This is a genomic window from Alteromonas sp. KUL17 (assembly GCF_006538305.1).
Taxonomy (GTDB): Bacteria; Pseudomonadota; Gammaproteobacteria; order Enterobacterales; family Alteromonadaceae; genus Alteromonas; species Alteromonas macleodii.
Genome location: NZ_BJKJ01000012.1, coordinates 72,889 through 85,307 on the forward strand (window position 1 = coordinate 72,889; position 12,419 = coordinate 85,307).

Consider the following 12,419-nt stretch of genomic DNA (forward strand, 5'->3'; position numbering starts at 1 on the left):
TTTAACGCTACTCCTTGCTCGACTCTAGGCATTGACTGCCGTTGTCAATAATTTGTTGAAACTGATTACAGTATTTAGAGCATTATATATCGAAGAAAGTGTTGATAATCTAACTTGTCTGCTATGAAACAGGACAATCAGAAGAACAATTATGTTAGGCGAAAACCACTCACTACTAAGCGACTTTCCAGAACACAAAGATACGATTAACCGTTTAAATGCGACTAGCACTGATTTTGCCGAGAAAGCAAAACGCTATCACATTTTAGATGACGAAATTAGAAACCTTGAAGAGCTTGGATCACCCGCTAATGATGAAACGCTACACAAGCTAAAACACGACCGCGCTGAGTTGAAAGATGTGCTTTATCAGGTGTTGATAAACGTTAAGTAGTCATCCATTTAGTATGCGTATCTGCGGGTTTAATGGGTGATTCGTTTATGGCCGATGCTTACACAACATGATGTTTACACGACTTAGTATTGAAGTGTTTAAAGCAAACAATATTCTTGTAGCCAAGAACTATTATATTGGTGATAGATTTAGTCGAGCATTTTAGAGCCAATCTCTAAAAACCATCGATAAGTAAATCAATGCCAGCTTTAATTTCGTTTCTCATATTTTTGAGTGGCTGTTCTGCTAAAGGCTTCAAGCCGCGCTTTGAAACAGTTGCAATATCAAGTAAGTCGATGTAGTAAAGCACGCCATTCACCTCACAGGGTATTTGTAAGTCTCTCACGTAAGGTTGTCCATCCATTATCTTTAATGGCGCTACTAACAAGCTTTCCACTTCGTTAAAAACTGTGTTAGTCAAGACGATAACTATAGAGGATGAATATCTACATACTGAAAACTGACTTATCACGATAGCTGACCGATTGATTCCGAAAACGTTCCATTCTTAATTACTTTGTCATTATGAGCTTTAAGGGCGCCGTCATTCTGCTTGAACCATTCTGCTTTTTTTTCTCGTTTACCGCCCTAATTAAAGCTGCTTCAAAAACCTCAGAAAGCTTTATATCAAGAGACTTTGCCTCATTGAGAAGGTCACTATTGATCGATGTATTGCAAGAAACTTTTTGACGCATAACTACCTCAAGCTAATCTACTAAAATTATTATGCGCAAAAGTTGTGCGCATAGCAAACGCAGCCCCCTTCCTTTTTCAAATATTTACTTGAATCACAGCCAAGAGTAAGCCCTAATTGCGCTATTGATTTAACCAGCTCAAACTATGAAGGGTTTAATTTTGAAGTTAGCCTCTCGTGCTACTGCTATTTCTCCGTTTCTTGCCATGGCCTATGGCGAGAAAGCCACCGCACTCGAACTGCAAGGTAAAGATGTTATTAGGCTTAATTTAGGCGAGCCTGATTTCGGCGCACCGGCGCCAGTACTTGCGGCAATGAAAGAAAGCTTAAATGCCCCAGTTTTTCCCTATACCTCGGCGCTGGGCATGCCTGAACTACGTGAAGCCATTGCACGCTTTTATGATGTTAAACATGGCGTAGCGGTAAGCCCTTCTAGAGTGGTCGTGACCGCTGGGGCTTCTGGCGCTTTACTTTTGGCAAGTGCTGCCTTGGTTGAACCAGGCGACAACGTGATATTGGGCGACCCTTCTTACCCTTGTAACCGACGTTTTTTAAACGCATTTGGCGCAGAGGTAACGCTGGTACCAACACGCAGTGAGGATAACTTTCAGCTAACCGTAACAAGTGTTGCCGATAATTGGAAGCACAACACGAAAGGTGTACTTATTGCCACACCTGCCAATCCTACTGGTACGGTTATAGATGCAGAAGAGTTGACTAAAATTGGCGAGTACTGCAAATCCAAAGGTGGCTTTTTAATTGTTGACGAAATTTACTTGGATCTATCGCTTTCGGCTGATCTTGATGTACGCAATGATACATTCGCTTCCCAATCGACCTTAGGCACTGATACCAAACTTCAAACCGTACTTGCCAATGCACAGCTTGAAGAAACAGTGGTCGTAATAAACAGTTTTTCCAAATATTTTGGCATGACCGGCTGGCGTCTTGGCTGGTGTGTGGTACCTGAAGCAATGACGCCCATCGTTGAAAAACTCGCGCAGAATTTGTTTATTTGCCCCTCTACCCTATCGCAAAAGGCTGCTCTTGCATGCTTTACACCAGAAGCATTGGCGCAATGCGAGCAAAACCGCCATACGCTGGAAAAGCGTGCTTCCCTTGTTTTTAGTGCACTTGAAAATATGGGGCTTGGTTTAGATGCAAAGCCTGACGGTGCGTTTTACGCCTACATCAATATTAAACATACGGGCTTAACTGCAATTGAATTTTGTGATGCCCTACTTTCACAACATCACGTAGCGCTTACGCCGGGTAATGATTTTGGTGAGCACAATGCCAACCATTACGTAAGACTGTCTTTCGCCACTAGCATTGAACGCTTGGAGGAAGGGCTTTCACGGCTTGCTGAGTTTGTAGAATTATTAAGCTAACGCTTTTTTATGCTCACCATTTAATTTCATGAATAGACAAATATTACCGAAAAAAATGATAGATATGGGTGCTTGTGCGTATATTGAGTAACGCATATTGATGACACGTGTCGAAACGAGATAAAACAGGACAAAACAATGAGTAACGAACGGGAATTTGATGTAGTTATTTTCGGTGCTACAGGTTTTACGGGTAAGTTAGTAGCTGAATATTTTCAGGCTCAGTATGGCAGCGATGACAACGTTAAGTGGGCGGTCGCAGGCCGAAACGAAGCTAAACTCAACGGCGTAAAAAAGGAGCTAGGCATTAGTGAAAGCGTTGCTAGCATTGTAGCCGATGGTGATGATGATGACGCGCTAAATGCGTTGACGAAGCGCACAGCCGTTGTACTTACCACTGTTGGTCCGTATCAAATTTACGGTGAAAAGTTACTTTCTGCATGTGTCGATAACGGCACCGGCTATACAGATCTTTGCGGTGAGCCAGCCTGGATGCACCAAATGATCAATAAATACGAAGCGAAAGCTAAAGAAACCGGCGCAAACATTGTGTTCTCGTGTGGCTTTGACTCCGTGCCTTTTGACCTTGGTGTGTACTACCTTCAAGAACATGCCAAAAAGCAAACTGGCGATGTCATTGAATATGTAAAAGGTCGCGTTCGTAAAATGCAGGGCACGTTCTCTGGCGGTACGGCTGCAAGTTTAAAAGCGACCATGGCGGCTGCGCACAAAGATAAGTCTGTCATGGCGGCACTTATTAACCCGCACTCATTAACCGATGGCGCGTCAAATCAGCCACAGCCCGATGGCAATAAACCTTACTTCGATGAGCAGTTAGGCACATGGGTTGCACCATTTATTATGGCGGCCATCAATACTAAAAACGTTCATCGCACGAACTACCTGGGCGGATATAGCTACGGCAAGAACTTTCAATATGATGAAATGATGATGACTGGCCCAGGTGAGAAAGGTGAAGCCATGGCGAATCACGTTGCCAAAGATAAGTCGCTTGCTAGTGATGATGGCCCTAAACCAGGTGAAGGCCCGAGCAAAGAAGAGCGCGAAAATGGCTTTTACGATGTCATGTTTGTGGGTACCGCTACCAATGGTGATATGCTAGCCGTATCGGTAAAAGGCGACAAGGATCCAGGTTACGGCTCTACCAGTAAAATGATTTCAGAATCTGCCCTTTGCTTGTGCAAAGACGTTAGTTTATCTGGTGGTTTCTTCACACCTGCGGCAGCACTTGGTAACAAGCTTATCCGCCGTTTAGAAGAAAAAGCAGGCTTAACGTTTGCTATCGAGAAATAGCAATTCAAAAAACGAAGGCTGAACACAAATTGCGTTCAGCCTTTTCTCTCTGCGCTAGGTGTTATTGTTGTTTTTTAAGCGAGTACCGCTTTTAATGCTTTAACGCACGCGTCAGTTTCTTCAGGTGTCCCTACGCTAATACGTGACCATGAGTCGTACCCAGGCCACGTGCGCCCTACAACCTTTATACCTTGAGCTTTCATCTTTTCTGCAAATTTATCGTGCGGCATGCCCGTATCCATGTAAATAAAATTCCCTTGTGGATTCGGCGCATATGGCTGTTTTAATTCTTTAGCAACTTTTACTAACTTATCACGTTCAGTTTTAATCCGTGAGCGCATGGTGTTTAGGTTCGCGTGGTCATCCATACTCGCCATACCCGCAACCAGTGCCAAGTAATTCACACCACCCATGCGCAGCATACCGCCCATTGTTTTAGCTTGCTCAGCAGGCATGATGGCGTAACCGAGACGCTGTCCCGCCATGGCGTGAATTTTAGAGAAGGTGCGGCAAATCACCACGTTGTACCCTTCAGCTACTAGCTTCGATTGCACATTAGCGGGGTAAGCATCAGACATTTCAATGTAGGCTTCATCAATAAAGACTTGCGCTTTCTTCGATACGCGTTTTGCAAACGCGGTAAGTTTGGCCGCATCTACCATGCTGCCCGTTGGATTGTTTGGATTACATACATAAACGGCGGTTGTATCTTCAGTTACTGCCGCTTCAATTGCATCTAGATCAAAAGTCATATCATTGGCTAACGGCACGTAGGTCACGTCTGCCCCCATAAACTCAGCGCCCCGTGGTACGCCTTCGTAGGTTGCCATAGACGTTACCAGCTTATTGCCGTTTTTGGTGATCCAGTCCGCATAGCCAAAAAGAATAGGTGAAGATCCATTCGTAATTACAATTTGCTCAGCAGATACGCCTTCTTGCTCAGCAATTTTTTGCGCTAACACTTCAACCGTAGCGTCAGTATAACGCGCTAGGTTTAAAAGCTCGCTTTGCATTGCCTTTGCGGCTTTTTTTGACGGCCCAAAGGCGTTTTCATTTGACGATAAGCGAATAAGACCATCGTTTACATTGGGGGTAGCAGACGGGAAGTGTTCAGTTTGCATCCCTGCGGCACGAAGGTCGCCCATAATACTGTCAACGCTGGTCGTTAGCGCTACCGCGCCTGCACCTAATCCCACTGACTTTAACCAATTACGGCGTGAAGAATTCACGGTGCTCTGTTGTTCATTTTTATTCATATTTCGCTCTGCCTTCCGTCTATATTCACTTTAGACTAAAGGCTTAATTTTGAACGCGCAATAGCATAAAAAACCTAAACCATTGACATAAATGCACTTTTTACGTGCATGTGGCGCACTAAAATTGACAACATAAGAAGTTTTAACGCGTTAAGTCGTTACATTACGGTGCAGCGTTATTTTGTCGTTTTTGGCGTTTGCGATGAATGACATTTTTTCTGATGTTAAAGGCGCAGCACTCTCTCGCTATTGGTTCTTCGCACTTGAAGCCTGCCTTCTAAACGACTGTGTAATCCAACTATATAAATACAAAGTAAGAATTACGGCGAAACATTAATCGATTACTCAGTATGCAAAACAGGAGTTAAATATGGCTAAGGACCACGGCAACCAAATTAAAAACGACGACACTTACGAAGCCCTTCGCGAGGAAGGCTATAGCAAAGAGAAGTCGGCGCGCATTGCCAATGCGCAAGCCAATAGCGAACAAACGCCTTCTAAAGATGGTGGAAAAGGCAAAAAGTACGAGGATCGCACTAAAGAGGAACTGTATCAAAAGGCCAAGGAAGTCGGCATTGAAGGTCGCTCTAACATGAGCAAAGACGAATTAATTGATGCTTTACGCAATCATTAGTGGCGGATAGACCGCCACATACAAAAACTGGTCGCTGTGGCGGTGGTGATTACGTTTTATCAGACACGCATAATTTGTGCATTTCGTGGCAAACCTCAACTTCAAGTAAAGATCTACCGCCTCAATAGTAGGCGGCTAGCTCTTCGCCCGCCCAATACATGACAATATTTCATGATAAAATGAAAATAAGTCATTTTTATTCATAGTTAAATCGACGTATAACGTGTTCATAGCTTTCACAGCAGTCTCACTACTCGGTTTAACTTTAGGAATAGAAGCGCATTCTCATGAACAACAACGTGAACACAGATTTCTCTTTTACTATTAACAGCGTTCAGTTTAATGAAGATTATCGCCCTTCAGACAACACACGCATCACCACCAACTTCGCCAATTTAGCTCGTGGTCAACGCCGCAAAGAAAACTTGCGCGATGCACTAAGCATGATAAACAACCGCTTTAATGCACTGGCTAGCTGGGACAATGAAAGTGGCGATCGCTATGCTGTCGAACTTGAAATTGTGTCGGTAGATATCGACGTTGAGGGTAACGGCAACACATTCCCAACTATCGAGATCTTACAAACCAATATAATTGACAAAAAAACGGGTAAACGCACTCAAGGTATTGTGGGAAACAACTTCTCGTCTTATGTTCGCGATTATGACTTTAGCGTTCGTCTATCTAATCACAATCGTGGCCAGTCTTCGTTCAGTGTCCCTACCGATTTTGGTGATCTGCACGGAAAGTTGTTTAAGTATTTCGTTAATTCAGAAGCCTATAAAGCACATTTTTCAAAGCTGCCGGTCATTTGTTTAAGCGTTTCCGACAATAAAACCTACCGTCGAACAGAAAATCAGCACCCCGTTTTAGGCGTTGAATATCAGCCTAATGAATCATCACTAACTGAACAGTATTTCAAGAAGATGGGCTTAAACGTGCGCTATTTCATGCCACCAAACAGTGCTGCTCCTTTTGCATTTTATTTCTTTGGTGATTTGTTAAACGACTACACCAATTTAGAACTTATCAGCACTATTGCTACGATGGAGACCTTCCAGAAAATTTATCGCCCTGAGATTTATAACGCTAACGCCCAGGCAGGTTTAAGCTACAAACCAAACTTGAAAAATAGCGATCACTCAGTGACTCGCATTGTTTATGACCGTGAGGAGCGGACTCATCTAGCCGTTGAACAAGGCAAGTTCGTAGAAGAGAACTTTATAAAGCCTTATCAACACAAGTTAGCGCAATTCACAGCAAGCTACGCCTGATCCGTTCATTTAGATACTTGCGATATTCAAACCGCACATGTTGCGACTACAAAACTATGATAAGGGCAGCACGTTCTGCCCTTCGCGCATCCATACAAATTATTGATTAGAAGAAAGCGAATCACATGAAAAAACTACTCCCCACTTCAATTGCAGGCAGTCTTCCAAAACCATCGTGGCTTGCACAGCCTGAAACCCTGTGGTCGCCTTGGAAGCTAGAAGATGAAGCATTAGAGGAAGGCAAAAAAGACGCGCTTCGCGTTACGCTTCAGGAACAAGCTCTATCAGGCATCGATATTGTGTGTGACGGTGAGCAAACCCGTCAGCATTTTGTAACTACTTTTATTGAGCACCTAGACGGTGTTGATTTTGAAAACCGTAAAACCGTACGTATTCGCAATCGCTACGACGCTAGCGTACCTGTCGTTACCCAAGCTGTTACACGGCCAAAATCAGTGTTCGTTGAAGACGCAAAGTTCTTGAGAAGCCAAACCGATCAGCCCATCAAATGGGCGTTACCTGGTCCTATGACGATGGTTGATACGCTGTACGACGACCATTATAAAAGTCGCGAAAAACTTGCGTGGGAGTTTGCCAAAATACTAAACCAAGAGGCAAAGGAGCTTGAGGCTGCTGGTGTTGACATTATCCAGTTTGATGAACCTTCGTTTAACGTATTTTTCGATGAAGTCAATGAATGGGGTATTGCCGCTTTAGAAAGAGCCATTGAAGGGCTTAAATGCGAAACTGCAGTGCACATTTGCTACGGATATGGCATCAAAGCTAATACCGATTGGAAGAAGACATTAGGCTCTGAGTGGCGACAATATGAGGAGAGCTTTCCTAAGCTAGCAAAATCTAATATTGATATGGTTTCTCTGGAGTGCCATAACTCTCATGTACCCATTGAACTGATCTCGCTTCTTAAAGGCAAAAAAGTGATGGTGGGCGCTATTGATGTTGCAACTGACACAATAGAGACACCAGAAGAAGTAGCAGCTACATTTCGTGAAGCATTAAAGTACGTGGATGCCGACAAACTCTACCCTTGTACAAACTGTGGTATGGCGCCCCTTTCACGACAGGTTGCTCGAGGCAAGCTTGAGGCGCTCAGCGCTGGCGCTGAAATAGTAAGGCAGGAATTAGCTCAGAAGCTCAGTGCTTAATACGCCTCAAACTTTTGTTAAGCAAGAGCATTTTGAAAGCGCACTAAAGCCCATATCAACGTGGGCTTAATTAGATGGTCCGCCTCACCTCTAAGCTAGTCTTAGAGTTAGGCAATCAAAGAGGCGAACCATCATGTCTACTATTAAAGTTCTTGGTATCGATTTAGGCAAATCATCCTTTCATGTTATAGGCCGTGATTATTCTGATAATCAGATTATTCGCAAAAAGTTTTCCCGCGCAGCACTCATTCAGTTTCTTCACCAAGTACAGCCATGCACAATCGCGTTCGAGGCTTGTGGCGGTGCACATTGGCTCGGCAGGCAATGTGAGTCGATGGGACACAAAGTCAGACTGCTCCCTCCGCAATATGTAAAGCCCTTCGACTACCGTCATCTTCATGCGCACTGGATGGCCTTCTTCGTTTAATGCAACGGCAGCTAAAAACGGTGTTTTACCTCCTGCACCTCGTCCTCGCTTTCCCCCGCGATGCTCGCCACCCCAGTAGACGTCGTCTAGCTGGACGATTCCGCCTATCTTGGATTTATCCTCGCTCTCTTTCATCGCCTGAAGCAGCTTGTGTTTCACTTTCCAAGCGGTGTCATAATTCACACCCAACTGGCGCTTCACTTCCATCGCAGATAACCCTGTCTTCGATTGGGTCAATAAATGGATTGCCATAAACCACTTGGTGAGAGGCAATTTGCTATGTGCGAACAGAGTCCCGCTAGTGAGCGAGTGTTGATGACCACACCGATTACATTGCAATAGCTTCCTGCATTTAAGCTGACAGTAGGTTGTATTACTGCACTCGCGGCATACATAACCTTGGGGGAAACGCCAATTGAATAAGGCTTTCTCACATTTATCTTCTGTGCCAAAGTCTTGCATGAAATCAAACACGCTATAGCCTTTCTGAAACTGTACCTGATTCTTTGCCATGCTCTATCTCACTCAAATGCTGTTTATATATACAGTATAGCAATAACTGAGCAATGTGGGTAATAAGGTAAAAATTTGAAGCGACCTGAAACTAAATTTTTATCCAGTATCAAGGCCGCTAAGTAATTTATGTTAAATGCACAAGATCCGTATATTAAAAAATAACGAATAAGATTTTTTTCGCACTAATAACTAAAATGACAGGTGACCATAATAACTTCAATGCCATCAACAACTCTGGAGGTGGAACTGCATTCTAACTGGCCTCGCTCATTATCTCGTATCCAATTGTTGAACGAAAAAATTGCATGCTCGACTAATGTGGAATCTTCATCAGTCGGACTTAACAACGGGTAATCATACTCAAAGCCATTAGCGCCAACAGGCTTTATTGTAATCTGTGTAACGTTGTCGCAACCACTACTGGTCAGTGTGCATATTGCACTGGGAATGCCATTAGTTTTAAATACTACAAAATCAGCAGACGAAGACGTACTATCTTCATACCATTCTGTTACATCATCAGCTACGGCATCAATCAACCCCTCAAAACCTCCCGCGACTTGTGTACCTAACTCACCTTGGAACTCACTTACAAATCTATTTGGTTCAGAACTCGCAGGTTGATTTTTTCGCCTTTTGTAACCCACATGACAATGCGCTGTAGGACAAGTAGTGTAATCATATGTGTACAATCTGTTTTCAATTGAAGCTCTGATGAAATCTTCAAAAACTGGCATAGGAGCTTGAGATTCATCGATAAAGAAACTGAAACGAACATCTTTAACTGAAGAGCCTGTTTTATCCCATACAACTCTTACCTCATCTCCGCTTTGAGTTTCAAAATAGACGAGAGAACTCGCACTAGAACTACCAGAGAAGATTGCAAGTACAAAAAAGAAAAAAACAGTGATAGGGTTAAATTTTGTGAAGCTAGTTACTACTTTCATTGATATATCCTTATACATTGACAAAAAGTAAATTTATGTAAACTGCGTTTACATAAACTTACAGTCGTGAGTTCTACATTGTCAACAGTGTCCGTCCGGTAATCCCCACGTTCAATTCATAAGTCAGCTACGGCATGGTGTTCTTTTTTGCTAAGGAGAATGACCATGCAGCAACATCAACGAAGAGACATCCAAGACTGGCTCAATCTATTTGAACAACAAAAACAAAGTGGACTCACCGCGGTGGAGTTTTGTCGCCAACAGCAAATTAATGTTCAAACTTATTACACTAGACGGCGAGATATTCGGCTTCAACGAACAAGCAGTAGGTTCGTTCAGGTAAAGCGTAAAGTCACTAAGGTTGAGTCATACACAGAAGAAACCGATAGCGACCTTGTCCTGCAACTCGAAAACGCTCAATTGAGGGTGCCAACGAACATGAGTCCTCACTGGATTGCTACTGTGATAAAGGCATTGGTCGAATGAAGATGTTCGTTGAGCCTGCCGATATCTATCTGTACATGGATATTGTCGACTTCCGCAAATCGATTAACGGCTTGATTGTCGTGGTTGAGCAGGATATGGACCTTAATCCGTTTCGCGATGCACTGTTCGTCTTCTGTAACAAAAAGCGCGATAAGGTCAAAATACTCTATTGGGATAAAACGGGCTTCGCACTCTGGTATAAACGCCTCGAAAAACATCGCTTTAAATGGCCTGTCGATGCGAACTTAAAACAGATGCATATGAGTGAACAGCAACTACAATGGCTGTTATCGGGCTACGATGTCGTAGGGCATCAGCCGTTGCACTACAACGCATCCGGCTTATAACCTGTGATCATAAGTAGCGATTAACGATCACGAAATAGTCTTAATAATGTAAGGTAATCAGCAGCTTAATACGGGGTAATAGCGGTATGAACGAGAAAAAATACCAATCCCGCATCGCTGAACTTGAAGCGCTTCTTGAAGAGAAGAGCGCGCGTATTGCCAACTACTCTTCGATTGGCAACACGAAAAGCTGGAAGCTTGGTCTAGATTGGAAAGTGTATGAAGATTTACGTCTACGTGCGACAAAATCATCTGCACTACGCGCGCCGAACATCGGTGAACTTTATGGTGAAGCAAGCCAAACCTTCTTCCGCGTAGACGATCCATGTCGTACAGACAACCTTGCTGACTTAGCCAACGCCGACCAACGCATTTCAAACTGTGCAGCGTTAGGTATCCCTGCAGATTTCAACTCTGATTACGACTCAGCAACGCTAGAAGGCGCATTCCGTACTAGTTTGATTGCGACTTACCTTAAAGACCGCAAAGAATTCCCATTCCAAGATAACCCTGAAGTATTCTATCAGTACGCAGGTACGGCAGGTGAATCTGATAGGCAGGGTGTATTCACCATCAACTATAGCCGTGGTGATTGGGAAGCAAGCTGGAAAACTCGCTACCTAGAACGTTCAAGCCTTTACGACAACCAAGAGTTAGCGCGTAACCCAAATCCGAGCAACCGTATGGAACTGCCTTCATACGCTGTGACTGACGTGACCGCGGGTTACAACTTTGCTAACGGTGTTAGCCTAACCGTGGGTATTGATAACCTGTTTAACCGTGCGCTACCGACAGGCACGGGTTCAATAGACGGCGCGTACGACAACATTGGCCGCTTCGGATACGTTACCGTAGCGTACAAAATGTAATTTACGTAATATTGAGCAATGATAAAAACGGCGCTTATTAGCGCCGTTTTTTATTATAAAGTTAACATGACGTCATTTTATCGCTATATAGACGTCTATATGGTTGCCATTCACATAGTGCTCGAAGTCTATTGAAAACGTCCTTTCATACTCGGCACCTCCTTCTGTGAAATAGCGCCAAATATCGCTCCATGCATCAATGGCAATTTGCGGCATTTCACCTTGTCGCGAAAAAACGAGATACTTTCCTGCGGGAATAGTGATGTACTCAACCTTTAAATGTTCGGGCACTGAGTCACCGTCAAACCCAGCCAACACGGAAAAGTCACCGGAATGATCGGATTCGTAGTTGAAATACACGCCATACACTCGCTCGCCGCCTTTATAGTCAACAGCTATCGAATTATCTAACCTTTGCCAAAGTGTGGGTATCTTTCCCTGTGGTGAGAATTCAGTGTGATTATTGGTAATCACCGAAAAGCCTTTAATATCTATCGGTGAAGAGAGTTGTCGCATTTCCATGTCTTTATTCCATTTATTTGTGCGAGATAATCATGATACACGCTTGTGCTTTGCCCACCATTCAGATCTTGGTTATTTCACTTACTTTTCATGTGTATTCTAACTGCAAAGTAAAAGGCTCATTGGTTTAAAATAATGAAACTAGCTGTTATCACCTTTTAATTTTCAATACTTTCCCTTAT

12 protein-coding genes and 4 pseudogenes are annotated in these 12,419 nt (G+C 43.5%); 10 read left to right on the top strand and 6 right to left on the bottom strand.

All coding sequences use genetic code 11. From position 1 onward, the window contains the following. The first annotated feature begins 151 nt into the window (after positions 1–151). Positions 152–394: a YdcH family protein gene (locus KUL49_RS12090; protein WP_131137438.1), complete on the top strand. Its 243-nt coding sequence runs from the start codon at positions 152–154 to the stop codon at positions 392–394. Between the two features lie 175 nt (positions 395–569). Here the strand turns inward: KUL49_RS12090 and KUL49_RS12095 are convergent, their stop codons facing one another. Next, on the bottom strand, positions 570–815 hold the full coding sequence (locus KUL49_RS12095; protein WP_165477902.1) for a hypothetical protein: 246 nt from the start codon (positions 813–815) through the stop codon (positions 570–572). A 47-nt stretch (positions 816–862) separates the two neighbouring features. After that, positions 863–1,089 (bottom strand): annotated as a pseudogene (locus KUL49_RS21520) (type II toxin-antitoxin system CcdA family antitoxin). A 160-nt stretch (positions 1,090–1,249) separates the two neighbouring features. Between KUL49_RS21520 and KUL49_RS12105 the strand changes: the two are divergent. Beyond that, on the top strand, positions 1,250–2,479 hold the full coding sequence (locus KUL49_RS12105) for an aminotransferase class I/II-fold pyridoxal phosphate-dependent enzyme (RefSeq protein WP_131137470.1): 1,230 nt from the start codon (positions 1,250–1,252) through the stop codon (positions 2,477–2,479). A gap of 138 nt (positions 2,480–2,617) precedes the next feature. Beyond that, on the top strand, positions 2,618–3,793 hold the full coding sequence (locus KUL49_RS12110; RefSeq protein ID WP_101564885.1) for a trans-acting enoyl reductase family protein: 1,176 nt from the start codon (positions 2,618–2,620) through the stop codon (positions 3,791–3,793). Positions 3,794–3,867: 74 nt separating this feature from the next. Here the strand turns inward: KUL49_RS12110 and KUL49_RS12115 are convergent, their stop codons facing one another. After that, entirely contained in the window at positions 3,868–5,049 is a 1,182-nt protein-coding gene (locus KUL49_RS12115; protein WP_131137441.1) for a histidinol-phosphate transaminase, read from the bottom strand. A 370-nt stretch (positions 5,050–5,419) separates the two neighbouring features. Between KUL49_RS12115 and KUL49_RS12120 the strand changes: the two genes are divergently transcribed. The 4 genes and pseudogenes from KUL49_RS12120 to KUL49_RS21175 form a co-directional block, all read left to right on the top strand. Further along, the gene (locus tag KUL49_RS12120) at positions 5,420–5,683 is read left to right on the top strand and encodes a Rho termination factor N-terminal domain-containing protein (protein ID WP_014949788.1); all 264 of its coding nucleotides are present in this window, start codon (positions 5,420–5,422) and stop codon (positions 5,681–5,683) included. A 299-nt stretch (positions 5,684–5,982) separates the two neighbouring features. Continuing rightward, positions 5,983–6,957: a DUF1852 domain-containing protein gene (locus KUL49_RS12125; RefSeq protein WP_014949789.1), complete on the top strand. Its 975-nt coding sequence runs from the start codon at positions 5,983–5,985 to the stop codon at positions 6,955–6,957. A gap of 125 nt (positions 6,958–7,082) precedes the next feature. Beyond that, on the top strand, positions 7,083–8,123 hold the full coding sequence (locus tag KUL49_RS12130; RefSeq protein WP_131137442.1) for a methionine synthase: 1,041 nt from the start codon (positions 7,083–7,085) through the stop codon (positions 8,121–8,123). Between the two features lie 133 nt (positions 8,124–8,256). Then, positions 8,257–8,505 (top strand): annotated as a pseudogene (locus KUL49_RS21175) (IS110 family transposase); the annotation flags it as partial. Here the strand turns inward: KUL49_RS21175 and KUL49_RS12140 are convergent. Continuing rightward, a pseudogene (locus tag KUL49_RS12140) lies at positions 8,500–9,063 on the bottom strand (IS1595 family transposase); the annotation flags it as partial. The pseudogenes KUL49_RS21175 and KUL49_RS12140 sit on opposite strands and share 6 nt — an antisense overlap. Before the next feature lie 185 nt (positions 9,064–9,248). Next, on the bottom strand, positions 9,249–10,013 hold the full coding sequence (locus tag KUL49_RS12145; protein WP_131137443.1) for a hypothetical protein: 765 nt from the start codon (positions 10,011–10,013) through the stop codon (positions 9,249–9,251). Positions 10,014–10,178: 165 nt separating this feature from the next. Here KUL49_RS12145 and KUL49_RS12150 point away from each other — a divergent pair, with 165 nt between their 5' ends. From KUL49_RS12150 to KUL49_RS12160, 3 genes and pseudogenes are all read left to right on the top strand, one after another. Beyond that, entirely contained in the window at positions 10,179–10,499 is a 321-nt protein-coding gene (locus KUL49_RS12150) for a hypothetical protein (protein WP_131137444.1), read from the top strand. Continuing rightward, positions 10,496–10,846: an IS66 family insertion sequence element accessory protein TnpB gene (tnpB, locus tag KUL49_RS12155; RefSeq protein WP_131137445.1), complete on the top strand. Its 351-nt coding sequence runs from the start codon at positions 10,496–10,498 to the stop codon at positions 10,844–10,846. Before KUL49_RS12150 ends, tnpB begins: the two co-directional genes overlap by 4 nt. A gap of 122 nt (positions 10,847–10,968) precedes the next feature. After that, a pseudogene (locus KUL49_RS12160) lies at positions 10,969–11,715 on the top strand (TonB-dependent receptor); the annotation flags it as partial. A gap of 72 nt (positions 11,716–11,787) precedes the next feature. Here KUL49_RS12160 and KUL49_RS12165 read toward each other — a convergent pair. Next, a complete protein-coding gene (locus KUL49_RS12165; RefSeq protein WP_131137446.1) occupies positions 11,788–12,237 on the bottom strand; it encodes a GyrI-like domain-containing protein in 450 nt (149 codons plus the stop codon). Positions 12,238–12,419 lie beyond the last annotated feature (182 nt).